Here is a 25772-nt window from a genome sequence, read left to right on the forward strand (position 1 = left end):
AGGACATCCCCTGTGAAGATGATTTCTTTTTTCAGCGATCCAATCTCACCGGCAGTTACCATGCCATAATGCAAACCCGCTTTAAACGCCGGTAAAAAACCAAACTCGTTGTTATACTTTTCAGACTGTATTTGCAGTGCGCGTTTCATAGCGAAAAAACACTCAATACTGTTATTGTTTTTTAATCCGTCTTTTAGTTTCCAGCTGATGATCATCTCATCACCCGCGTATTGATAGATTTTACCTGCATAGTCAATGACAGCGACCGAGAGATCGAAAAAATATTCCTTTAACATTTGAAAATACCTGACATGACCCAAATTTTCCGCAATTGTAGTAGACGACTTCATGTCCAGGAACATAAATATCCTTTCTTCTTCTACCGGATGATGGTACTTACCTAAGAAAAAATTACTCAATGTACCCACCCCAATGCTCTGGCTAAATTCAGCGTATAACTGTGTAATCACAATTATTGAGGCAATATATACCATAATACCGATCACGGCGTAATCGGTGAAAAACGCCCAGGCTGGAGATACCAGGCTCTTAATAGAATGTACGTTCTTCGTATATAGGGTATTGATGAAAGTAATAATGACAAGGAACACAATTACAATGACCAAATAAATAAGGGATTTGAAGATGATTTTTTTAATGAACCTGTTTTTAATAAACCACTTACTGAAATAACCGATCTCCAGAATCCCTGTCAAAAGTCCCATCATCAAGGCTGATAATGGGAGTAAAAAAATGTTTCTTCCAAAATTGTAATCAACGCCCGTAGAGGGATAATGGTCCAGGTTTCCGATAATCCCTTTCTCCAGCATCACATAGATGAGACTGAAAATAAACCATAATACGCCAAAAGGAATAACGCGCTTAATATTTCTTATGGTTTTTGGTAGCAGCATAATTGTAAAATACAAAATCGTCACTGATTACAGGATTCGATATATAGAATCTTATCCCTGGAAATCAGCGCATCTGTACCAACCTGTGAATTGATACAGTACAAATCTGCCGAATTAATTTATTAATTATGTCAATAGATGAAGTTGACCACTAAATTATTCAAGATCTTCTAATAAGTTGACAGGCTGAATATCGACAGCTGTGTGCATATCATTTTTGTCCATACTCCCGTGATAGGCTAAACCTTTCGGCGGCAAGGTCAAAGCTTCTGCCTTAGTAGCGTTACGGATAACACCTTCCTCAAACCCTCCCGGAGTATACATATTCAAAGCTTTGCAAGGCTGTTCGCTGGTGATCTTGAAGTAATGTGTGATTCCTTTCGGAACTCTTGCATAAGAGCCCTTTCCCATTTTAATAATTTGTCCATCCAGCCATAGAGTGAGTTCGCCCTCCAGGATATAGAACATTTCATCCATGTCTTGATGATAATGGGGCGGTGGGCCTGATCCATAGGGCATCGTTTGCTCTATCATGCTAAAAGCATTGTCGGTATCTGCAGCATAAGCTTTTATTACCCATAGGATATCTAACATCCAGTATGCGGATGTTAGATCTTGATCAATTGACTGTTTCATAGCTGTTTTAATTAGTTAAACTTTAATTAATGTTGGTCTAAAAGGATAGGCTTAGCTATATCTATTAGATAACCAATCAAAACTAAACTAACAGTCTGGCATAATTTTTAACCTATGGTAAAAAGCAAAATCAATTATTTTTGAGACCTTATTCTGCTCAGCGACTGCTGGGTGATGCCCAGGAATTTCGATACATCGCCAAGAGAGATACGATGGACAATGTGTTTATTTTCTTTCATGAAATTCTGGTAGCGCCAGGTTGAATCTTCTCCGAGAATTTCATGAATTCTTTTAGTCTTACGAACAGAAGTATCTGAGATGAGTTTTCTAAAAAAGAATTCTACCGTGTGGTGTTTTCTGCTGAGGGCTTCCATTTCGGTATGACTGATCATGGTCACTAATGAATCTTCCAGGGCAATGATGGTAAAGTTAGCAGGTGTTTTCGTTAAGAAGCTATCGAAAACCGCGAAGATTTGTGATTCGGAAAAAAAACGCATGATAAACTCTTTACCGCTTTTGACGGAAAATATTTTAACCAGACCTTGATTTACGAAATAAAGATGGCGGCAGACATTGCCGACAGGGAGAATAACTTCACCTTTTTTAAAATGCTGTAACCTTGAAACCGTAATCATATCAAGCTTCGCCGCATCGTCGAGTTGCGAAAACTCCTGAAATTGATTTATAAAATCTTTCATAAATACTTATAGTTCTACGTTTGTATCGAATACCAAAATACTAATTTATGTGCATATTTTTGACGACCCTAAAAGGTGTTGCATAACTGGATTATTTGTGTATTCCTACCCCGGAAACTTTCAGTCGCGTCCGGAAAAGACAGCATTTTTAGTCCGCATACCAGTTTTGGCTACAACTAAACCGGATATGGTCACATTCATTGGCGGCTTTGTCAGGACCTTTACATCATCAAATAAATTAATTATGAAAAGGATATTAGTCATTGGTGCATCAGGATTTATTGGTGGTTATTTAACTAACCAGTTATTATCTGAAGGTTATACGGTACGCTGCCTCGCCCGCAGCCCGGACAAATTAGAAGAATTAGCTAAACTCGGCTGTGAGATCGTCAAAGGTGATCTTACAGACCCTGCGTCTGTACAGCATGCGTTGAAGTCTATAGATGCGGTTTATATTTCTATCCATACACTTGCGCCTCAGCACAAAGACACGTCGAAACTCGGATTTATGGACATTGAAATGAACGCCCTGGAAAATATTGTGGAAGGCTGCAGGATGCACGGCGTGCGACGCCTGATCTACGTCACTTCACTTGGCGTTTCTGCTGATGCTAAAGACGCCTGGACAGGTGGTCGGTGGAAAACACAACAATATCTTTTAAACAGCGGTTTGGATGTGACCGTGATCCAGCCGGGCATGATCGTAGGCATTGGCGGGCAGGGATTTAACATGGTGCTGGCAAATGCGCAAAAAAGCACGGCTTTTGTCATAGGCAACGGCCTTAACAAATTTCGCAGCATTGCCATTGACGACCTGGTTTATAACCTGATAGGTGTATTGCAGGAACGGAAAGCTTATGGACAGTGCTATGAAGTGGGCAGCGATGATATATTAACGGGTGATCAGTTGATCGATGAAGCGGCGGACGTTGTTGGTCATGCTCATCCCAAGAAGATCCATATTCCATTAGGCCTTTTACGCTTTTCTGCGCCACTGATCGAGCGTATTGCCAGATCACCGAAAGGAGCGATCAAAGGGGCACTGGGTGGATTGGGCGCAGACCTGATCGGCGACCCCTCGGCTATCAGAAAACTATTGCCGCGCAAACCGCTTTCTTATAAACAAGCAGTATCAAAGGCCCTCGAAGGCTTATCAAAATAAATAGTCAATTTGCATGATGGAAAAAAACCAGCCTTACCAGATCAAAACGATCAGTGATTTTCACAAGATACTGGGTGCACCGGCACCTGAGCATCCGTTGATCAGTATTATTGATATTAAACCCTTTGAGCACATACCTGCGGGCATACCGGGGAACGTGGTCAATGGGTTTTACAATATTTCATTAAAAAGGGGATTCAGATCACCTGTAAAATTCAAATACGGCCAGCAAGCCTATGATTTTGATGAAGGCGTACTCAGTTTTATGTCGCCTGGTCAGGTCGCCGGATTCGATCCGCAGAAATACGCAAGCCCTGAGCAATCAGGTTGGCTGCTGCTTTTCCATCCCGACTTTCTATGGAATACCACGCTTGCAAAGAAGATCGGGCAATACGGCTTTTTCGATTATGCGGTTAATGAGGCTTTGTTTCTTTCGGATAAAGAAGAAGAGACACTTATGCAGATCCTGGGGAATATCAGGCAAGAGTATCATAATAACATGGATAAATTCAGCCATGATATCATTATCACGCAACTGGAATCATTGCTCAATTATTCCGATCGCTTTTATCAGCGTCAGTTTATGACCAGAAGAAAAGCCAGTCATGAGCTATTGGATCGTCTTAACAAAAAGCTTGTAGACTGTTTTAATGATTTGAAAGCGATGCAGGATGGCCCTCCAACCGTAAGTTATTTGGCAGAGTATCTTCATGTATCTCCTGATTATTTGAGTGGTCTGCTGAAGACACTGACCGGCCTGACCACGCAGCAACATATCCATGAGAAAATTATTGAAAAAGCCAAACAGCAGCTATCAACAACAAACTTATCGGTAAGTGAGATCGCGTACCAGTTAGGGTTCGAACATTCTCAATCTTTCAGCAAGTTATTCAAAGCCAAAACCAACATTTCACCTTTAACATTCAGGGCAAAATTCAACTGATCAGGATGCAATTGTTTGATCTGTTAAGAAACCGACACAAACAGCCAGCACTCGAATTTCGAAAATCTTTTAATTAACAATTTCTAAAAAATTTAAATTCATGCGTATATTTCTAACAGGAGCTTCAGGTTTTATAGGATCGGCTCTTATTTCGGAGTTAACAGCGGCCGGCCACCAGGTTATCGGCCTTGTCAGGTCGGATGCTTCGGCGAAGTCGCTTATCGACTTAGGAGGGGAAGCACATTTTGGTTCGTTAGATGATCTCGATAGTTTGAAAGCAGGTGCCGCAAAAGCGGACGGCGTAATTCATACTGCCTTTATCCATTCTTTTTCAAAGATCAGTATTGGTGCCCGTCTCCGGGTATTGCTTGGCGGGCTTCCGGCCGGCATAGCTTTGCGTTTCATGACAACTATTGCTAAGATGGATAGCGATGCGATAACTGCAATGGGATCTGTACTCAAAGGTTCTGACCGCCCCATGGTAACTACATCAGGTACGATGATCTTAACTCCGGGCCATATCGGCAACGAAAATGACGAACCGGACCCTGCATCACCTGCCGGTTACAGAACTCCTTCTGAAAAGGTAACTATTGAACTGGCTTCCCATGGCGTCCGGACTTCGATAGTGCGGCTACCACCTTCCGTTCACGGAGATGGCGATCATGGATTTGTCCCCAACCTAATTGATATAGCCCGCAAAAAGGGAGTTTCAGGATATGCTAATGAAGGGGTAAATCATTGGCCGTCAGTACACCGCCTGGATGCCGCCCGCCTTTTTAGGATCGCCCTGGAAAAAGGCAAAGCAGGTGCAAGGTATCATGGGGTTGCTGATGATGGCATCCCTTTTAAGGAAATCGCAAGTATTATAGGACATAAATTGGACTTACCAATTGAAAGCCGACCCGAAAAGCACTTTGGGTTTTTAGGCGGACTGGTTGCCGCTGACAATAAGACATCAGCCGTACTTACTAAAGAATCGTTAGGATGGCAACCACAACAGAAATCCCTGCTAGAGGATCTTGAACATGGGCGGTATTTTAAATCTTAATTAAAGCAATAATGCACTTCATCGAACTCTTGTATAATAAAAATTACCCACTATTTATTTTTGGGTGTTGTAATCTGATTGCAGCTTTAGTGTTTCTATCACTCACACGGCTTTCAAGTACCAGAATAAGGGGCGCAAACGCCTGGTTCAAACCTTTTAAGTTTGCGCTATCTATAGCGATTTTCTCATTGACAATGGGCTGGTATACTTACGAGTTACTTGCAACCGGAACAGTTACTATATATAATTGGGTAATAATTATCCTCTTAGGGTTTGAAGTTGTATATATTGCGCTACAGGCTGGCCGAGGGCAATTGTCCCATTATAATTTCAGTTCCTCATTGTATGCATTTTTAACAGCCATGATGGGCATAGCCGCGGCAATAGCTACCCTTTGGACCGGATATATCGGCCTCCTCTTTTTCGAGGCCGATTTTAAGACTTTACCGTACCACTATCTCTTAAGTATTCGCATGGGCATTGTACTGTTTGTCTTTTTTGCTTTCCAGGGGGCATCGATGGGTGCAAGATCAACCCATACAATCGGTGGTGCAGAAGGCGGCCCGGCCTTACCTGTTTTAAACTGGAGTACAAAGTATGGCGATCTTCGTATCGCGCATTTTATTGGCATGCATGCCTTACAAGTGCTGCCGTTGTTATCGTGGTATGTGTTAAAAAACACACTCGCTATTACCATTGCAGGTTTGTTGTACGGATGCCTGGCGGTTTTCACTTTAGTCAGGGCACTGAAAGGTAGCCCATTAATAGAGAACAAGGAAATGAAAATAGCGCGCTAAAGGGACAGGTAGTGTAAATGTTAATGTTCAAAAGTATTATAGAAACACGCTTTAAAAATTCTCGGAGGATGTGTTAATCAAGAATATCCAATAGACAACGAGCGTATTGATTTCGAAGAAATTGACCGTATACTCCGGATCAAATCTAAAACCAGCACATATCATAAATTGATGACCAGCCACTGTTTTAAATGTCGCGAATTAACTTAACCAACTGCACTAAGCATAAATATTAACATGAAAGCATCGATAGATTTTACTGTGAACAGGATAGAAACATTCAGTGATGGGGTTTTCGCTATTGTAGTTACTTTGCTCGTTTTTGATCTGCACTTTCCGCACATCAATAACCCAACAAATGAAAACGTATGGGCTGCCATTGTAGCAACCTTGCCTAAATTATTATCTTGGATCAACAGTTTCTTGGTAGTCTGCGTGATATGGATGAATCATCACCGGTTTATGCAGCAGGTTAAAAGCTTTGATTTTGGGTTGTTTTGGATGAATAATCTTTTGCTGCTTTTCACTTCGCTACTGCCATTCCCCACTAAATTGTTAGGGGAATATCCAGGGAATAACGCAGCTACGTTCTTTTATGGGTTATGCATGTTTCTACCTACTGTTATTTTCTCGTTAATGGGTGTTTATTTGATCAGGCATGTGCAGTTGCTTAAGGGAATTCCGAACCACAATATCGTAGTAAAGGTCGCGAGGCTGCGTGGATTTTACGCTCCTGTCATTTATTTAATAGGCGCGGGATTAAGTTGGGTCAATAACTGGCTTGCAATCGGAGTTTATACCATAATTTCCATTTATTTTATTTTTCCCAGGACCAAACTAACAACAGATTAAACAAAATATTATTTGAAAATTCAGCGAAAATCTGTGCCCATGGTCAATGCTTTTTAAAGTTTAAAAGGAACGAGATATGACTAATACTCCGTCAGTAAACTCGCCACTTATATTAAAGGAATTATAGCGGGTACAGACTATGAATTAGATAAGATGCTTACATCATAATACTATAAGGTCATAATAAATTGGTTCGATCTTAGTACATCTGGGGGTATGTCATTCTCACCTTTTCGGATGCCTTCTAAAGCACATCCGCCAATTCTGATAGCCCGCGGTGGGTGCCGGCCGGCGGCTAGTCCTCTCCCAGAACGATCCATTAAAGATCTTCGGCAGCCACAACCAGTACGCCTCGCTTACTATGTTGCCTGCCGTATGCCCTGAGATACTGCTCGTCATAAACCGTTCAGGTGATTTTCTGTAATGTATGACGAGTTATTCGTCCGTCTCAAAAGTTTTTTGAATAAATTATAAGACCGGATCTCTCCACAGGCAAAACGAAACATGCTTAAATAATACGCGATGGAACGTAGCCCACATTGGACGATTCTCGAACTGTTTTTTTTAAGATTTACGTAAGTTGGCGTTTTAGGTAATTAGTTCGTATCCAGTCTTTAGATGAAACTTTAGCTTGCCGAATATAAAATCTTATTATATATCATAACATTGAGCCCTCTTTTCCCTATATTGTAAATAATTGCTGTTTCTTCGCCGTGCAAGCCTATCGTGTCATGCCATTAGATTTAAGATGATCGAAATTTCCTGTTGACAGGCTGAAAAAACCGAATACATCTGCTCGCTATCAAATTCTTCCAATTGTTCCAAATTCATAGCGATACCTGCAAGTATATGGAGTCCTGCAGATACGGCGGTTCCATATAATTTATGACCCATACTTTTAATACCTTTCAGGTCTTTTATGCTGATCTGCTTTTCCAGAATCTCCAGCGATTGAGCCAGTTCCACTCTAGTCAAATCAATGACCTCTTTCATAATTGCCTGGTCGTCTCCTATATATTTCCGGATCTGTTCCCGGTCGAAATGAACTTCTTCTTTAACTGATCCGTCAGCCCGTTCCAGTGATAATTTGTTTTGTCCAAAGTTCAGCCATTTATTCATGACCGTTGCGATCATTTCTTCCACCACCGGCTTTACAACGAAATCATCCATACCTGCGGCAAAACATTTTTCCTTTTCACTTTTAACATTGCCTGCAGTAAGCGCAATAATGGGCACGTGCGTGCCGCGTTCCATCAGCCTGATCTTTTCCGTAGCCTCGTAACCATTCATTTCCGGCATCTGTACATCCATCAGGATCAGGTCGGGCAACTGTTTTTTACAAAAGTTCAATGCTTCTATCCCATTATGGGCCTCCAGCAAAACAGCGTTAGGTGCGATCCTTCTGATAATTGTACGGGCCAGCAGCATATTGACCGCATTATCCTCTGCCACCAAAATGGTGATGCGGTTTTTGGTTGTCTCCATTTTTGGTTGGTCAGGTTCTGTTTCGGAGAGAGCCCCTGCTTTTTTATACAGGCGGGATAGGGTACTGTACAAGTCCTGCATTTTGATTGGTTTTACCATCCGGTGGCTGACCTGAAATTCTTCACATGCCCTGATCACTTTCTCGTCGTCTGAAGAGCTATATAACAGCATGATCGGCTGTTCATCAGCAGTAGCATAAAAATTCTCCCTGATTTTTCTGATCGTTTCCAGTCCGTCCATATAAGGCATATGGTAATCCATTAAGATCACATCATAATGTCCGCCTGCTGCGATCATCTGTAAGGCTTCCAGCCCGTTTTTCGCTGCGGTGCTTTCAATGCCTTTTAATAAAAGCATTTCCTGGAGGATCAGCCGGTTATTGGCATTGTCATCCACGATGAGCACGTTTTTGATGAGTTCCAGGTTTTCCCAATGTTCCGGCTCGCCTTGCTCTGCTTTAAGGTTAATATCAAAATAAAATATACTGCCTTTTCCTGGCGTACTTTCCAGTTGCAGCCTACTGCCCATTAGGCCCAAAAGTTTGTTGGAGATCGTCAAGCCCAGACCGGTACCGCCATATTTCTTGGTCGTAGAACCATCTTCCTGAGAGAAGGCATCAAATATCTTCAGTTGCTTATCCGGTTTAATCCCGATCCCGGTATCGCGTACGGCAAATCGCATGGTAACCTGATCGGTCTCCATAGAGAGTGCGGCTATTTTTAATTCGATCTCGCCGTGTTCTGTAAATTTAGAGGCATTGCTTAATAAGTTGATCAAAATTTGCTTGAGCCGCACAATATCTGTCCAGATGAACCGCGGCAGATCAGGTGGAATATTCAACAACATCTCCAGGCCCTTGGTCTGGATCTGATAGGTGATGATATCGGTTGCCTGAGCGCCAAGTTCATACAGATCACACTTTTCAATTTCCAGTTCCAGCTTACCGGCTTCGATCTTTGAAAAATCGAGGATATCATTAATGATGCTTAATAAAGCATTGGCTGATTGGTTTACAATGGTAAGATACTGTTGCTGGATCTCGTTCAACTGCGTTTTTAGCACCAGGTCGGTAAAACCAATCACGCCATTCAGCGGTGTCCGGATCTCATGGCTCATGTTTGCCAGGAACTCCGATTTAGCCACGCTGGCTTCTTCTGCTAATATTTTTGCGTTCTTAAGTTCTTCCTGCTGCTCGACCATCTTGGTGATGTTTTGCGTATACACCATCGCACCACCTATAGCGCCGCCAGCCTTGTACCAGGGTCGCATTTCCCAGGTAATGTACTGGTTTTGATCTGTTCCGGCAGTCGTAAAGAATTCTCCTTCTTTTTTTTCAATCGCGCCGTTCAGGATTCTTTGATGCCTTTGCCTGGATTCAGGGCCCAGATTAGGGAACGCTTCATAATAAGACATGCCTATAATATCGCGATCCTGAAGTTTATAATCTTCCAGCCAACAATTACTGACCGCGACGAACCGCATGTCGTTATCCAGCATGGCCACCGCAGCGGGAGCATGCTTTACGAAAGCAGCCAACCTGGATTTTTCGGTCAGCAATTCGTTTTCGATCTTTTGCCTTTCGGTAATGTCTATGGCATTGCCGATCACATAAGGGTCCCGTCCGGGGTTGTTTTCTAAAACATTATTGAACATCCAGGTATGCAGCGCGCCGTCTTTATGACGTGTAATCATTTGCGCTTCCAGGTGACCTTTAGCTTGAATAGCCAGAAGATAACCTTCTAAAAGATGATGCCGCTCTTTTGGAATAATATCGAATAGGCTCATCTGCATAATTTCTGACGTTGTATAACCGAGCATAGCTGCGCCGGAAAGATTAACGGTCAGGAAATTGCCTCGCAGGTCGTGTGTACACATCAGTCCCTGGGAATTCTCAAAAAAAGCCCGTAGCTTTTCTTCGCTGATCGCCAATTCCTTTTCTCTCGCCTTTTCATCGGTTATATCCCGCCCGATCGCAAATAGATTGTCCTTACTCCGTTCCGGAGTCACCGTCCATGCCAGTAACCGGTAACCGTTATCTTTGCTCTGGATACGAAGGAGAAAATTGATCGTGCTTATTCCGGTAGTGAGCTTAAGGAGCTCGGCCCTGGTTAATTCCAAATCATCCGGATGAATGAATTCAAAAAAAGATGTTTCAAGTAAAAACTGCCGGTCCCAACCCAAAATTTTAGTAAAAGCGGGATTTACTTTTTTCAAGTTACCGTCCGCTCCGGTGATACAGATCAGATCGTCTGAGAACAGGAATAATTTTTCAAAGTTCCGCAACTCTTCCTTTCGCCGCCTTTCGATGATCAGCATCATTACTTCCTCCGCCAGAAGTTGTAACGATCTTCTTTGTTTAGCTGTTAATTTATTGGGTTTGCGGTCGATCACGCAAAGCGTACCCAATGCAAAGCCATCGGGATCAATCAGCGGATACCCTGCATAAAACTGAAGCTTAGGCCCGGCCGTAACCAGTTCATTTTCTTCGAACCGCTCGTCTTTAGCAGCATCTTCCACTTCAAATAAGCTCTCGCCCATAATCGTATATTGGCAAAATGCCAGTTCCCGTGGCGTTTCGTCGATATCAAGGCCGACTTTGGACTTAAACCATTGCCTGTTTTCGTCAACCAATGACACAAGGGCTATCGGAACGTCACAGATCAGGGATGCCAGTTCTGTGATCCGGTCAAATTCTTCTTCGCGCAGGGAATTAAGTAGCTCATAACTGTGAAGCGCCTTTAATCTTTCATTTTCATTATGGGGTATCGGTAAAGTATCCACGGTATGTGCTTTAATTGGTTCTTGTTTCAGGAACGGTCAGTTCAATGGTGAATTCAGTTCCCCGGTTGGGCGCACTTTGAATGCTGATCTTTCCACCTAGCGCGTCCACTTGTGTTTTTACCATGAATAAACCCATTCCCTTGCCTTCAATATGCTCATGGAACCTTTTGTATAATCCAAATACACTGTTACCATGTTTTTGAAGGTCTATGCCGGTGCCGTTGTCCTGAAAAATGAGTTCAACTTTGTTTTTCAGTTGATGGCTCTTAATGTGGATAATACATGATATATCCATTCTCCGGTATTTGACGCTGTTTAGGATTAAGTTGTAAAAGATACTGTACAGGTACGGTTTGAAAATAAACAAATGATTAGCCTCAGAAAAGTCATAACTCAGTGTGATATGATATTTGTCAATCAATAGTTGAACACTCCCTTTGATATCTTCAACCAGCTCCGACAAAATAATTTTTTCGTCGATCTTATCAATGGTCCCGGTCACCTGCAGGATCTGGTTGAGATCCTGTATCACCTGATCCAGTTTCATTGCAGAGGAATTAATGCCGTCGTTCAATATTACGATATCCTGGGAGCTTAGTTCAGGATCCTTTAAGGCAACGGAGGCGCCAATAATGTTAGCCACCGGGGCGCGTAAGTTATGGGATATGATATAGCCGAACTGCTCCAGGTCTTTATTGCGGATGGAAAGGTCATTGATCATTTTAGTATACTCCAGCTCGGCCAATTTGCGTTGGGTAATATCCTGCATAGTGCCATAAAATCGGCTTATTTTGTGATTTTGATTCCGTTCCAGTTTCGTTTCACTACAGCCATATCTTAATGCGCCATCATGGCGGATAAATCGAAATTCGGTACTTGCGCTTTCCAGATCCTTAAAAGTCCGGTCTATTCTTGCCCTCACGTAGTCCACGTCATCCGGGTGAATGAAGGAAAAAAATAATTCCGGGGATGGTTCATGCTCCATTTTATTGATTCCATATATCCGGTACATTTCGTCCGACCAGACCTCGACATGGTTGATCGTGTCGATATCATAGTTACCGGTGTGCGTGATAGCCTGCGCTTCCATCAATCTGGCTTCACTTTGCAAATTTTTCTGCTCAGCGATTTTCAATCCGGTGATATCGCGCGTATGACAAGTAGCGCCCACAATTTCAGTCCCTTTAATAATTGGCGAATAAGCAATATCTGACCAGCTTTCTGTGGGATACTTATTGTGTTCGGTGACCCTAAAAGCCTCACCGGAAAAAACGCGGTCAGCATTTTTTTTTAATTCAAGTTTTTGATGATCTGAAAATCCCGAATCGAGTAAGCTTCGTCCCTTTTCGATCTGCTTTCCCAGCATTCTTTTAGTCATCTCATTAAAAGGCTTGTTAGCAGTAATTAAATTGAAATCCGTGTCAATACTCCACATCAGGTCATTGGTATTATTGATCAGCGCGGTCAGATTGTTCTGGTCAAATTCACGTTCCTGCTCCCTAATCTTCTTATCCGTGATATTTCGGTAGTTGGATAAAAGGCCGTGGATTCCCGGCTCGGCGAGCATATTGGTCGTAGATCCCTCGCACCATATCCAGCTGCCATTCTTATGCAGCATCCGCCGCTGATAATAAACTGTTGTGCCTGGCGTAGTAAGAACTGTATCACGATCCTTTTTAAACTTCAGGATATCGTCCGGATGCAATAGATCAAACATGGATCGGTGAATAAATTCGTCTACGGTATAGCCCAATTGGGTGTTTACAGATGGACTGCAATAAATGATTTCTCCATCAGCATTAGACAGGGTTTTAATATCAAAGCTTTTTTCTATCAGGAATTTGTACCGTTTTTCAACAATATTGACTTGTTCTTCGGCCAGTTTTTGCTTGTTAGCACGTTCAAACATATCGAGCGCGAAGGAGATATCCCCTGTTACTTCTAGCAACAACGCTACTTCTTCCTTTTTAAAGAAACCGGGTTCAACACTATATAGATTAAAGGTGCCTATAACTATACCGGCTTTTTTAATAGGTAGGATGATAAAAGAGCAAATTTTATGTTTGTCCACGAAAGCTACCCAGTTTTTAAATTCCGGCTCAATGAAAATATCATTACGGATATAACAGTCGCCAGTGTTCAAAACTTTTTTTTGCGGACCAGTTTCAGCTATTGAAAAATCTTTGAAGTATTTTAAATCTTCGGCCGGAATACCGATCTGCCTGACACAATTGAGTAGCTGATCGTCATTAACAAACAGGCCGATCCAGGCGATCTTAAATTTACCGAACCGGACAGCGATCGCACAGGCGTTTTTAAAAAGCGTCTGCTGGTCCTTTACCCGGACAATTTTCTGATTGACCTGGCTGATGAAAGCGTAAAGGCGCCTTAATTTAGTCAGCTCTGCTAATTGGCTATCCTTCTTTTTTATTTCAACTAGCAGTTTTTTGCTTACTCTTTTCAATTCTCCCGCGCTGCTCGATTTCATATATCTATGTTCAATTAAGATTCAGGTAACCTGAAAAGGCATTCAATACAAGGCGGAATTAAAGATGGCCGGTTAATTATACCGCGTGAATTTGATTGGTCAATTAACTAACGTTGTAGTGATGTAGTTGTTTGATTACTATCAAACTATAAAAGCAATCTGTAAAGGAAAATTTCTTCGCGCGCATCTGTTCGGTTAACCGATGGCCTTAATCAAAATTGGTCCTGAAGGTTTCTCCTCATAACTCTTATTTCCCCGCACGATCAATAAATCATGCCATAGCAAAGCTCCCTCTTTATAACATCGTAGCAAATGATCTAAGTCATTTTATAAGATGTTTATGATCATTGCCCGCTGCTCCAATAGTGATGAATTTTGTTCCTCACACGGCAGGTATAATTTGCAATAATCAATTCTTTGCATTACAAGGATTGTAATTTGTTATATTTGATTTACTTCTTTTTATCATTCTAAATTAGACTACACTTAATCCGGCGGTAATCGCCATAAACCTAACAGCGTGCATCACGGTAAAAGATCAGCTATAATAGTATCCCGGATTTTAACGGCGCATGACGAACAAATAGCCGTCCTTGAAGCTGCTGGGCTGACTGGCGTCTGTGCAGATGAGCACCTCACTGTAATTAAAGCCTTTGGTGATACGTCTGTCTACCTCAAAAATGAAAATTTCAATTTTCAGCTTAGCGAACTACTGCCTGATGAAGTCGCTATGAACGTTAAAGCAGCGGCTCACCAAGCCCTGAAATTACAGCGGCGGGTTATCCTCGACGATCTTGATTTTGATGGTAAATATTCCGTAAATGTCTCCATCGCCCCTTTCTTAACCAACGGGTTTGGAGGCCAGCAATTGCTGATCCTTTTTACCACTAATAAGAGAAAACCCAGGGACAAGTCGCTGATCGCCCCCATAGACCTCAGCCTATTAAAACTGGCGCACCTTGGTAGTTTAGAGCAGGAACTGGCTGAAGCGAAAAGTAACTTGGAAGCAGCGCATGAACTCATTAACTCTTCCAACGAAAATATTCAGTCCTTTCATGAGGAATTGCAGTCAGCTAACGAGGAAATGCAAAGCGCTAATGAGGAACTGCAATCCGTTAATGAAGAGTTACAGACTATTAATAAGGAACAACAGGAAACTAATGCGGACCTCACTGAATCAAACGATGACCTGAATAATTATTTCCGGAGTAATACCAATGGGCAGTTGTTTGTCGATCGTGACCTGCTGCTAAAACGGTACTCACCTAGTGCGGTCAAACACATCAATCTCAGGGAGAGCGACATTGGCCGGCCGTTGGAAGATATCACAACAAACATCAAATTTGAAACACTGGTTGCTGACATCCGGCAGGTTATGTTAAACGATCAAATCATTACCAGAGAGGCTGAATCTTCTGAAGGGAAAACATACCAGGTCATGACCATGCCATACATCCGGCAAAACAACGGCAAAACAGACGGCGCCATCATCAGCTTTTATGACATTACCGAACTGAATAAATTACTGGCTGCGCTTAATATCAACAATAAAACCCTGACCGACTCTGTTACCGCTATTGAATTGAGCAGTGAAATAATAAGCAAGTCCCTCGAAAAGGAAAAGCACCTGAATATGTTGAAAAGCCGCTTTGTGTCTATGGCTTCGCATGAATTTAAAACGCCACTCACATCTATTCAATTGTCAGTCGAGTTGATCGGGAGGGTAGCGCAGGATCTGGATCATCCTATCATTAAAAAGTATACGGAAACCATCAAAAATGCGTCCAAGAACCTGACTAATATACTAAACGATTTTTTATCGCTGGAACTATTGGAAACCGGAAAGATTGACCCTATCCTGAGCGCGCTTGATGTGGTTAAATTTGCTAAAGATATAAACGAAGATATGCAGTCCCTGGCAAAAAAAGAGCAGCAGATCGTATATCGTCATACCGGCCGGGGCCGGGTGGCAATGCTCAATCCCTCTTTACTCAAAAATAGCATCATCAATTTGATCAGCAATGCGATCAAATATTCAGGCCCCTCATCCCTTATTGAATTTTTTACTAAAATCACCAAAAGTTATTTAACCATCATTATCAGGGATAATGGCATTGGTATACCGGAAGACGATCAGCAGCATTTATTTGAAGCTTTCTTCCGTGCGCACAATACTGGAAATATTCCGGGAACAGGATTGGGTTTAAACATAGTTTCCCGGTATACCGCCCTAATGAATGGTAAAATTAAGTTTAAAAGCCGGGTAAATGAAGGTACCACATTCACAATGACGTTCCCGGTAAAACCAGTTTCACGGGTTGAATCACCTGATGCAGGTTACCGATATTTAAAATAGCATCCAGCCCTGGGTATTTAAATACCTGAAAATAAATAAATTAAGGCGAAATAATATTAATACATTTACGGGCAACAGCTTCGAGTTGTATCACCATAAACCTCATCAGCCATGGCTAAAATTGTCGATCAACAATACATTATAGCTATCGGCGCATCTGCCGGTGGTTTGGAAGCAATCTCCGCCTTTTTTGATTACACACCGCTCGACTCCGTATCTTATATCCTGATCCAACATCTTTCTGCTGATTTCAAAAGTCAGATGGTGCAGATCCTGGCTCAACATAGTAAACTGCAGGTGGTTGAGGCCGTCGAAAATGTGGATATCAAAGCCAATACCGTTTACCTGATCCCCAGTTCTAAATTCATGGTCGTTAAAAAAGACAGATTGATCCTTTCGGACAAAAAAGATCAGCCGCGCCCGCACATGACCATCGACTATTTTTTCACGTCGCTTGCTAAGGAACGAGGCAACAAGGCCATTGGAGTCATTTTATCCGGTACCGGCGATGATGGTTCTAAAGGGATCGAGGCGATCAAACATGCGGGTGGGATCGTTTTGGTACAAGATCCTGACACCGCGAGTTTTAGCGGTATGCCATTGGCCGCAATAGCGACGGAGTGTGCCGATAGGGTACTTTCGCCCGAGGCGATGCCCCAGATCATTGAGGATTATGTTAAGGATGGGATTCTGGAATTGTTAACCGATCAGCCTTCGGACCAGATCAGCGAAGAGGAACTTGAAAAGATATTTGACCTGATCAAAGTCCAGCTTCCGTTGGACTTTACCGACTATAAGCGTCCGACAATTATCCGGCGGATAAAAAGAAGGATGGTGAACCACAACTTGAACAAGGTGGACAAGTACTATCAGTTTTTAAAGGGCAATCCTACTGAGATCACATTCCTGGCTAATGATTTCCTGATCAGTGTGACCTCCTTTTTCCGCGACCCGGAAGCATTTAAGATCATCGAAGAGACCGTTATTCCAGATATTATCAAAAAGAACAAAACGGAAGTTTTGAAAATATGGGTCGCTGGTTGCGCTACTGGAGAGGAAGCTTATTCCATGGCGATTCTGATCAAAGAGTATTTAAGTAAGCATCCAAAAGACATCGAAATTAAGATCTTCGCTTCCGATATTAGCAAAGCGGCGCTGGATACCGCTTCTAAGGGAGTCTATACGGATAGTATTACCAAGACGGTGTCAAAGGAAAGATTACAACAGTTTTTTACAAAGGAAGGCACAGCCTATAAAATCAAGCACGAGATTCGAAAAATGCTGATCTTCGCCCAACATGACCTGACGAAAAACCCACCTTATTGTAATATAGACCTTATTAGCTGCCGTAATCTGCTAATCTATCTCAATACCGCTTTGCAGCAAAAGGTGTTTGCCTTGCTGCATTTCGGATTAAAAGAAGGTGGTTATCTTTTTTTGGGACCGAGTGAAAGTGCCTCGGTCATCAAAGATGGTTTTAACGAGATCAGCGGTAAATGGAATATCCTGAAAAGCAACAAAACAGGCAAAGCCATCCGGTTCGACACGTTTTCGTCCCATGTTATCGGTGACATGAAGACCACAACGGTGGAAGTAAGCAAAAAACATCACGTACCAGTATCAAAATCCGAGCTTGCCGGCCAGATCAATTCGGCGCTATTAAGGGAATCGGACTTTAACGGAGTTTGTACCGATGAAAACTTATTGGTGGTTCAATCATTTGGTAATACAAGCGCTTATTTAAAAAATATCAACTTTAACCATAACCTGAACGATCTGTTACCGGAACGTATTTCTACCGCATTTAAAGCCGCCGCGCACAAGGCTCTGAAGCTGAACGAAAGAGTCGTACTCGATGGGCTTGATCTGGAAGCTTCAGGTAAAGTGAAGAACGGCTTGGTCAATATTGTACTCAGTCCCTTTTACTTAAACGAAACAGAAGAAAGATTGCTGCTGGTTTTGTTTACCGAAAAGCAGACAAAAATTACGGATAAAAATGTGATCCATGTGGAAGATATTAATGAGGTGACCAGGGATCATGTGATCAGCCTGGAACAAGAGGTTGCCGAGCTAAAACAAACGTTGGGTGTGGCTTATGAACGTATTGCTTCTTCCAATGAAAACATGTCATCCTTTAATGAAGAGCTGCAGTCAGCCAACGAAGAAATGCAGTCAGCTAACGAAGAGATGCAAAGTACGAACGAAGAGTTGCAATCGGTGAATGAGGAATTACAAACAGTTAATAAGGATCACCAGCAGACTATTGACGAGTTAACGGACCTGAACGACGATCTGAACAATTATTTCCGAAGCAATACCAACGGCCAATTGTTTGTTGACCGGAGCCTGCTGCTGAAAAGATATTCGCCCGGAGCGGTCAAACATATCAATATCCGCGAGGGCGATATTGGCCGCCCACTCAGCAACATCACGACGAATATCAAGTTTGAAACCCTGATCAATGATATTCAAAAAGTCATTCATGAAGAAATTTCCATTACTCGGGAAGCGGAAGCCACCGATGGTAAGATCTACCAGGTGATGACAATGCCTTACCTTAAGAAAAACAGTAAAAAGGCTGATGGAGCGATCATTAGTTTTTATGACATTACTGAACTGAAAACGCTGCTCGGGGAACTGGATATCAGCAATAAAAGATTGGACATCAGTAACGTCAGTTTGGATAGCAGCAATAAAAGCCTGTTGAGAATCAATGCCGACCTGAATAACTTTGTTTTCGGCGCATCACATGACCTAAACGCGCCGATCGTGAATATCGAAATGCTGTTGGAGATCCTTAATGCCAAGCTGGATACCAAAGATCCAGAGGTTATGGAATTGTCCGGCATGATGAATAAAGCGGTAACCAATTTTAAAGCCATCATCAGTGATCTGGCCAGAGTCGGACATATCGAATCGGAAGAAACAGACGACAAGATGGAAAACTTTCCGGCGATTTTTGAAGAGATCCAAGAAATACTGTCTGAAAAGATAAAGACTTCAAAAGCCATTTTTCATACCACGTTCAAAGAAAAAGAGGTTCGGTTCGCAAAAAAAAATCTGAGAAGTGTGATACTTAACCTCGTCACGAATGCACTTAAGTTTAGTTCTCCCGACCGCATACCAGAGATCAGCATCAAAACCGAAAAAAAGGATGGGTTTATCGTACTGAAGATAAGGGATAACGGAATCGGTATTACAAAAGAAGAGGTCAACCATATCTTTAAAAAATATAAACGGGTCAATGAAGCTATGGAAGGAACCGGCATTGGCCTGTACCTCATCCGGAAAATCGTCAATGCGTCGGGTGGTAAGATCGAAGTGGAATGTGACGCGGGCAACGGATGCGCATTCCGAATTTATTTTAAAATGTAATTGGGTATACTATTTCCCCCACTTAGACGAGCCCGAAACCGTTAGCGGTAATTTTACCAAACGAACGGCAATCTACATTGTTGATAGATTTTATGCCACCCGATGATCTAATGGCGGCATATCAAAGCGACTATGCAACCATGAGGGAGCAAATGATCTACGGTGACTCATTAGATCCCGTTCAATTATTTGATCGAATAAAAGAATTACTGGAACGGTTCAGGGGAACCCACATTTAATCTGAAACATGTTGCCACTTATAGATCACCTTAAAATAAGATAATTTTAAGGTGCAACCTGAATTTGGCATTAAACGCGATTTTATGGACCTAACTGGGCGTTTCTCGAACCATTTCCTATCTGATTTAGCTTTAATCGCCGGTTTGTCAAAAAAAATGGATTAGTAACTTACATTTAGAATGCTACCAAAACTCCTTTTTAAAATGCTAAATCTTGAACAAATGTTTCATAGAAGTGTAACCCTCCCTAAGTTCGGACTGGTATTTTATAGACTTATTTAATTCAAAAGTATAATTATTGTTGTTGTAACTGTGGAGATGTTGGAAACTCGGCAGAGTTTCTGGTATCTCCACAGTTTAGCCGCTTATACAGGTCTGGCGTTATACCTCCCAATGCTTCATGCGGCCTGCTATAATTGTAATCTTCCATCCATTCATCGGCTAAAACCTGTACCTGATTGATGTCTTCAAATAAGTAAGCATCCAGTATGTTTTCCCGGAAGGTTCTATTGAACCGTTCGATATAGCCGTTTTGCATAGGCTTGCCCGGCTGTGTGTACTGAACTTTTATACCCTTGCTTTCACACCAATCCTTGAACTCCTTACTGATAAACTCAGGGCCATTATCTACCCTTATGCAGCTTGGCCTACCTTGTTCATGAATGGTTCGCTCCAGAATCTGCGTTACCCGCATGGCAGGCATCGTATAAGATGCTTCTACAACAATAGCTTCCCGGTTAAAATCATCAATGATATTCAGTGTTCTGAATCTTCTTTTGTTCATCAGCACATCACACATGAAGTCCATAGACCAGGTATCTCCAGCCTTTTCAGGTACGACTAATGGCACTTTAACGCGTGCAGGCACGCGTCTGCGGACCTTTCTGCGGCGATTCATGCCCAATAACAGGTAAACTCGCCTTACACGCTTATAGTTCCATCGCAAGCCCTGTTGCCGAATTCTGCTATAATACAGATCCTGGCCCTCGGTGGGATGGCGTTCAGATAACTCAAGTAACTTGTCGATCGTCTCTGAATCATCCCGCACATTCTTATAGTAATACATGGATTTGGGCAGTTTTACTACCCGGCAAGCCCTGCTGATACTTACCTGGTGGAACTCCAAAAGATAAGTAACCATGTCTTTGCGCTGGCAGGGCTTTAGAACTTTTTTGAGAGCACGTCTTTTAAAAGACTGTGATCTAAGGCCAGTTCCGCGTACATATGCTTTAGTTTGCGGTTCTCTTCCTCCAGTTCTTTCAGCCGTTTCAGCTCCTGGCTGTCCATGCCGGCATACTTTTTACGCCAGTTATAAAAAGTGGATTTGTGAACGCCCAGTTCACGGCATACATCATTAAGCTCACGGCCTCCTTCGTATTCTTTGATGGCCTTGACAATCTGTGCTTCGGTAATAATTGAGTTCTTCATCGTTTGACTGTTAAAGTTAAGACTTTTCGTCCTTTAAGCAGTCCGACTTTTAGGAGGGGTTACAGAAGCAATTCCGCGATCATATTGTCAGACCAATGTTAGTGGCAAGTTGTTTTTATTCATTCGCTATCTGCCCCATCTTTAATTAAACGAGTGTCTGAACTCCAAAGGCGAAACATTGGTCTTTGTCTTGAAAAGTTTGTTGAAGGACTGTGAATGTTCAAAGCCCAACTCATAAGCAATTTCTGAAACGGATAAATTTGTAGTTGATAATTTTTCTTTGGCTTTTTCTATGATTGCGTTCTGAATGTATTGTTGTGTATTTAGCCCTGTCAATGAACGCAACATGTCACTCAGATAGCGTTGCGATAGCTGTAATTCTGTGCTGATATATTTTACGGACGGCAAACCGCTTTTCAGACTGTTTTCATCTTCAAAATAGCTGTTTAAAAGTTTATCCAAAGAAGTGATGATGTCGTGATTGATGGCTTTTCTCGTAATAAATTGCCTATTGTAAAAACGATCGCTGTAATTCAATAACAATTCAATTTGCGACACCAGAACATTTTGGCTGAAACTGTCAATATTATTGGCTAATTCATTGACTATCGTCACAAATAAATTGGCTATAATCTCTTTTTCTTTTGCCGAGAGAAATAAAGCTTCTGAAACATCGTAAGAGAAAAAGCCATACTGATTTATGGTATGTCCTAATGGATAATTTCGTATAAAGTCAGCATGAAAATATAAAGCAAAGCCTTCATAGTTTTCTATATCTTCTGGTGAAAAAACGATTTGTTTAGGCTTCAAAAATGCTAATCCGCCTTCTTCGAAATCGTAATGTCCTTGTCCGTATTTTATTTGTCCCTTGAATGTAGGCTTAAAGGAAATCTTATAAAAATCAAGACTTATTTTTTGTCCTTTTGGAAACTTTTCGATCGAAGCATTATTGTAATCAACCAACCCAACCAATGGATGCAAAGGTGCAGGAAGTTCTAATTCCCGCATCAATTGCGATATGCTTTTAATATGCTTTATGTTAGATTGTTGTTCCATTTTTTTAATTACGAATTTAATCAATTTTGTTTTGACGGACGAATAACGATGTCCCCAATCTCTACATCGCTTGGTTGGCTAATTGCATAAATTACGGCATTGGCGATAGCAATAGGATCTATGGCAATTTGTTCCATTCCATTTTGTATAGCTGTTTTCATTTCTTCATTTTTTAGGTTGTTTGCAAAATCTGTTTTCACAAATCCTGGCGAAATGCCCGTAATGCGTATGTTTCCGTCTGACTCCTGACGAAATGCTTCTGCAATCGTGCGAATGGCATTTTTGGTTCCTGCATAAACGCCCTGCATGGGTGCAATCTTTATTCCTGCCGTTGAAATGATATTAACGATATGTCCCGATTGCTGTTGTTTGAAAACCGGAATTGCCGCTGCCATCCCATACAGAACCCCTTTGAGGTTAATGTCGATCATTTCTTCCCATCCGTCAATATCCAATTCGTCAACGCGGCTTAATTGACTGACACCTGCGTTGTTGACAACGACATCTAATTTTCCGTATTGCTCAATCGCGGTATTGACCAGCCGTACTAAATCCGCTTTGTTCTTTACATCAATTTGAACACAGGTGGCTTTACCACCTGTGCTTTTAATTTCTTCAACAATTTGTTGTAATTGTTCTGTTCGCCTTGCACCCAAAACAACCTTTGCACCGTTTTTTGCTAATTCTATGGCGATGGCTTTACCCATTCCAATACTTGCACCTGTTACGGCAACTACTTTTCCTTTAATATTTTGCATTGTTGTTTAGTTTTTTATTTGTCTATTTGTTTTTCTAAAACTTCGGGATAGCGGTTACCCAAAAGCGTAATTCCACTTACTGTTGTATCAATTTTTGCAAGCTCATCGGCTGTCAGTACCACATTTGTACTGGCAATATTTTCCTCCAAACGATGCAATTTTGTAGTTCCTGGTATTGGTGCTATAAAGGACTTTTGAGTTAAGATCCAGGCCAATGCTAATTGTCCGGTCGTAACATTCTTTTTTTTAGCAATTTCAGAAAGTGCGTCCACTAATACCAGATTGGCTTTGATGTTTTCTTCGCTGAAACGAGGAATGACATTTCTGCGGTCGATATCCGCTAATTTTGAATTGATTGTACCCGTGAGGAAGCCTTTTCCTAAAGGACTAAACGGAACAAAACCAATTCCAAGCTCTTCTAATGTTGGTATGATCTCATTTTCGGGTTCACGCCAAAACAAAGAATATTCACTTTGTAATGCCGATACCGGTTGGATCAAATGTGCCTTGCGAATAGTTTTTGCACTTGCTTCCGATAAACCGAAATATTTTACTTTACCCTCTTGTATCAGGTCTTTTACTGTTCCTGCAACATCTTCTATTGGAATATTGGGGTCAACTCTGTGCTGATAAAGCAGATCAATGTAATCTGTTTTTAATCTTTTTAAAGATGCTTCGGTTACTGCCCTGATCGTTTCGGGTCTGCTGTCTAAACCTGTTATTGGCCGGGCATCTTTACAACCAAATTTTGTTGCGATAACAACTTCTTTTCTATGAGGCTGTAATCCTTCGCCAACAAGTTCTTCATTGGTGTAAGGTCCGTAGGCTTCCGCGGTATCAAAAAATGTGATACCCATTTCAACGGCGTTACGGAGTAGTGTTATGGCATCTTTTTTTTCAAGACCTTTGCCATCCAAAAAGTTTAAACCCATACAGCCAAAGCCTAACGCGGAAACTTCTAATCCGCTATTTCCTAATTTTCTTTTTTGCATAATTCTCTTTTTAATTGTTTTAAACTGAGTGACTTTTCAAGTACAAAATTCTTGATTGCAGTCCTATAAAAAGTAGCCGGATTGGTAATTGTTGTAGTCAGATTTTCAAACGTTGCTTAAACACTATAAATTAGTCCGCTGACTTTGTCTAAAGATTTGATAGTTGCCATATCATCGACAGACAATTCAAAGTCAAATACATTGAAATTTTCATTGATCCTTTCCTTATTTGCTGATTTCGGAATAGCAACGACTTCTTTTTGAATTAACCATCTTAGAACCAACTGGGCAATACTCTTATTATATTTGTTTGAAAGCACTTTTAAAAGTGAATGAAAAAAAAGATTGTTTTTACCCTGAGCAAAGGGTGCCCAGGACTCCAACTGGATACCTTGAGATTTCAAAGCTTTCTGCATTTCTGTTTTTTGGGAAAATGGATGTGTTTCCACTTGATTAACTGCTGGTATAACACTATGCTGTTTAAGTAAGTTATGAATCTGATTCATATTAAAATTACTTACGCCTATCGCCCTTACTTTACCTTCTTTATATAATTCTTCCATTGCTGTCCAGGAGGAACTTACTTCTCCCTGCGGAAGATGGATCAAGTATAAATCAATATAGTCAAGACCTAATTTTTTTAACGATCCCTCAAAGGCAAGCTTTGTCTTTTCATATCCGATATCTGCTGGCAAAAATTTAGTGGTCACAAAGATTTCTTCTCTTTTGACATTACTTTTTTTAATCGCTCTGCCCACCGATTCCTCATTGTTGTATACAGCAGCTGTGTCTATAAGTTTGTAACCGACATTTAAAGCATTTAGCAAAGCCTGTTCGCACTCAAAACCATCTCGAAGCAAATACGTGCCAAAACATATATTAAAACTGGATCAATGGCATTGTTGAACGCTAAACCAAAATACATCGCACTTCATGTATTGGAGAAACTTCAGCATACCAAGTTATCACTGTCTGTGCCGCCGCTGAACGTACTGGAAGAACTTTTCGAATATCTTTTCTTACCAGTATGCGGACCGAAGAAAGCGATCTGGTCAAAATAACCATTACCCTGATCGACCCGGAAAACCCTGATCCAAAACCACCAAAGCAAATTGTTGCAGAGCGATGGATCTGCATTAAATTTGAAAAGCCGTTAGAAATGACGATCAAGTCTTTGGTCAAACTATCCAAAGCTTCTGATCCGTCAAATACTTCGCTGGCCGTTTATTACGACCAGCAAGGCAAACTCCTTATTTGGGGAATGATCAATCAGGCCATTCATTATCAAAGCTTTTTAAATTAACGTTTGAGGTATTGATGTTTTTGAGAGTCGAAGCCTTTAAGTGGGTAATTAATGGAAATACTTTCAAAGTTGAGGACGTGTGCCTATTTATCCTAGCTAAGGGTTGCAATATTTTTTCTTTGCCAGGCAGCTATATCAATTAATAAAGGGCAAAGCGTTTTTCCGAAATCAGTAAGTTTATACTCTACGCGCGGAGGTAGCTCTTTATATTGTTTCCTGCTGATCAGACCATCAGCCTCAAGCTCCCTCAATTGGTTAGTTAATACCTTTTTTGATATAGTAGGTATCCTTACCTGGATCTCGCCAAAACGTCTGGTGTTTTTTGAGAGTATATATAATATCGGCAGCTTCCATCGCCCTCCAAAAAGCGCTATGGTTGCTGTCACCGGACAGTCGTCATCATTTAATTCCATTCCCATTAGTCACTTTCAGGTTACCGCTTTTTGCTTTATTATCAA

At 41.5% G+C, this 25772-nt stretch carries 18 protein-coding genes and 1 pseudogene; 8 read left to right on the forward strand and 11 right to left on the reverse strand.

Going from position 1 to position 25772, the window contains the following annotated elements:
* From ABIX36_RS22875 to ABIX36_RS22885, 3 genes are all read right to left on the reverse strand, one after another.
* A partial coding sequence (locus ABIX36_RS22875; RefSeq protein WP_348084488.1) for an adenylate/guanylate cyclase domain-containing protein occupies nt 1-914 on the reverse strand: 914 nt, incomplete at its 3' end.
* 156 nt (nt 915-1070) lie between these two features.
* Complete coding sequence (locus ABIX36_RS22880; protein ID WP_348084489.1) at nt 1071-1550, reverse strand: cupin domain-containing protein; 480 nt, start codon at nt 1548-1550, stop codon at nt 1071-1073.
* 134 nt (nt 1551-1684) lie between these two features.
* On the reverse strand, nt 1685-2248 hold the full coding sequence (locus ABIX36_RS22885) for a Crp/Fnr family transcriptional regulator (protein WP_348084490.1): 564 nt from the start codon (nt 2246-2248) through the stop codon (nt 1685-1687).
* Nucleotides 2249-2435: 187 nt separating this feature from the next.
* Here ABIX36_RS22885 and ABIX36_RS22890 point away from each other — a divergent pair, with 187 nt between their 5' ends.
* The 5 genes from ABIX36_RS22890 (at nt 2436) to ABIX36_RS22910 (ending at nt 7053) form a co-directional block, all read left to right on the forward strand.
* Complete coding sequence (locus tag ABIX36_RS22890; RefSeq protein ID WP_348084491.1) at nt 2436-3410, forward strand: SDR family NAD(P)-dependent oxidoreductase; 975 nt, start codon at nt 2436-2438, stop codon at nt 3408-3410.
* Nucleotides 3411-3423: 13 nt separating this feature from the next.
* Complete coding sequence (locus ABIX36_RS22895; protein WP_348084492.1) at nt 3424-4353, forward strand: helix-turn-helix transcriptional regulator; 930 nt, start codon at nt 3424-3426, stop codon at nt 4351-4353.
* Between the two features lie 100 nt (nt 4354-4453).
* Nucleotides 4454-5404, forward strand: a complete 951-nt coding sequence (locus ABIX36_RS22900) for an SDR family oxidoreductase (protein WP_348084493.1) — start codon at nt 4454-4456, stop codon at nt 5402-5404.
* A gap of 11 nt (nt 5405-5415) precedes the next feature.
* Complete coding sequence (locus tag ABIX36_RS22905) at nt 5416-6201, forward strand: hypothetical protein (protein ID WP_348084494.1); 786 nt, start codon at nt 5416-5418, stop codon at nt 6199-6201.
* A gap of 237 nt (nt 6202-6438) precedes the next feature.
* Nucleotides 6439-7053 carry a TMEM175 family protein gene (locus ABIX36_RS22910; RefSeq protein ID WP_348084495.1) on the forward strand — a complete coding sequence of 205 codons (615 nt, stop codon included), beginning with the start codon at nt 6439-6441 and terminating at the stop codon, nt 7051-7053.
* Between the two features lie 729 nt (nt 7054-7782).
* Here the strand turns inward: ABIX36_RS22910 and ABIX36_RS22915 are convergent.
* Both ABIX36_RS22915 and ABIX36_RS22920 read right to left on the reverse strand, forming a co-directional pair.
* On the reverse strand, nt 7783-11319 hold the full coding sequence (locus tag ABIX36_RS22915) for a response regulator (RefSeq protein ID WP_348084496.1): 3537 nt from the start codon (nt 11317-11319) through the stop codon (nt 7783-7785).
* A 10-nt stretch (nt 11320-11329) separates the two neighbouring features.
* Complete coding sequence (locus ABIX36_RS22920) at nt 11330-13807, reverse strand: PAS domain S-box protein (RefSeq protein ID WP_348084497.1); 2478 nt, start codon at nt 13805-13807, stop codon at nt 11330-11332.
* 520 nt (nt 13808-14327) lie between these two features.
* On the opposite strand from ABIX36_RS22920, the gene ABIX36_RS22925 reads away from it, so the two are divergent.
* Together ABIX36_RS22925 and ABIX36_RS22930 are read left to right on the forward strand one after the other, a co-directional pair.
* Nucleotides 14328-16163 carry an ATP-binding protein gene (locus ABIX36_RS22925; protein ID WP_348084498.1) on the forward strand — a complete coding sequence of 612 codons (1836 nt, stop codon included), beginning with the start codon at nt 14328-14330 and terminating at the stop codon, nt 16161-16163.
* Between the two features lie 111 nt (nt 16164-16274).
* Nucleotides 16275-19538: a chemotaxis protein CheB gene (locus ABIX36_RS22930; RefSeq protein WP_348084499.1), complete on the forward strand. Its 3264-nt coding sequence runs from the start codon at nt 16275-16277 to the stop codon at nt 19536-19538.
* A gap of 534 nt (nt 19539-20072) precedes the next feature.
* Here ABIX36_RS22930 and ABIX36_RS22935 read toward each other — a convergent pair.
* The 5 genes and pseudogenes from ABIX36_RS22935 to ABIX36_RS22955 all read right to left on the reverse strand — a co-directional run bounded on the left by ABIX36_RS22935 (nt 20073) and on the right by ABIX36_RS22955 (nt 24889).
* Nucleotides 20073-21205: pseudogene (locus tag ABIX36_RS22935) on the reverse strand (IS3 family transposase).
* A gap of 141 nt (nt 21206-21346) precedes the next feature.
* Nucleotides 21347-22261 (reverse strand): AraC family transcriptional regulator, encoded by a 915-nt coding sequence (locus ABIX36_RS22940; protein WP_348084500.1) that lies wholly within the window; start codon nt 22259-22261, stop codon nt 21347-21349.
* Between the two features lie 20 nt (nt 22262-22281).
* On the reverse strand, nt 22282-23019 hold the full coding sequence (locus ABIX36_RS22945) for an SDR family oxidoreductase (protein WP_348084501.1): 738 nt from the start codon (nt 23017-23019) through the stop codon (nt 22282-22284).
* 14 nt (nt 23020-23033) lie between these two features.
* The gene (locus ABIX36_RS22950) at nt 23034-24011 is read right to left on the reverse strand and encodes an aldo/keto reductase (protein ID WP_348084502.1); all 978 of its coding nucleotides are present in this window, start codon (nt 24009-24011) and stop codon (nt 23034-23036) included.
* Between the two features lie 116 nt (nt 24012-24127).
* The gene (locus ABIX36_RS22955; protein WP_348084579.1) at nt 24128-24889 is read right to left on the reverse strand and encodes an aldo/keto reductase; all 762 of its coding nucleotides are present in this window, start codon (nt 24887-24889) and stop codon (nt 24128-24130) included.
* A gap of 149 nt (nt 24890-25038) precedes the next feature.
* Here ABIX36_RS22955 and ABIX36_RS22960 point away from each other — a divergent pair, with 149 nt between their 5' ends.
* A complete protein-coding gene (locus ABIX36_RS22960) occupies nt 25039-25314 on the forward strand; it encodes a putative sensor domain DACNV-containing protein (protein ID WP_348084503.1) in 276 nt (91 codons plus the stop codon).
* Nucleotides 25315-25406: 92 nt separating this feature from the next.
* Here ABIX36_RS22960 and ABIX36_RS22965 read toward each other — a convergent pair whose 3' ends face one another.
* Nucleotides 25407-25733 (reverse strand): helix-turn-helix domain-containing protein, encoded by a 327-nt coding sequence (locus ABIX36_RS22965; protein ID WP_348084504.1) that lies wholly within the window; start codon nt 25731-25733, stop codon nt 25407-25409.
* Between the last annotated feature and the right edge of the window lie 39 nt (nt 25734-25772).

Origin of the sequence: Mucilaginibacter sp., assembly GCF_039925265.1 — a bacterium.
Lineage (GTDB): Bacteria > Bacteroidota > Bacteroidia > Sphingobacteriales > Sphingobacteriaceae > Mucilaginibacter.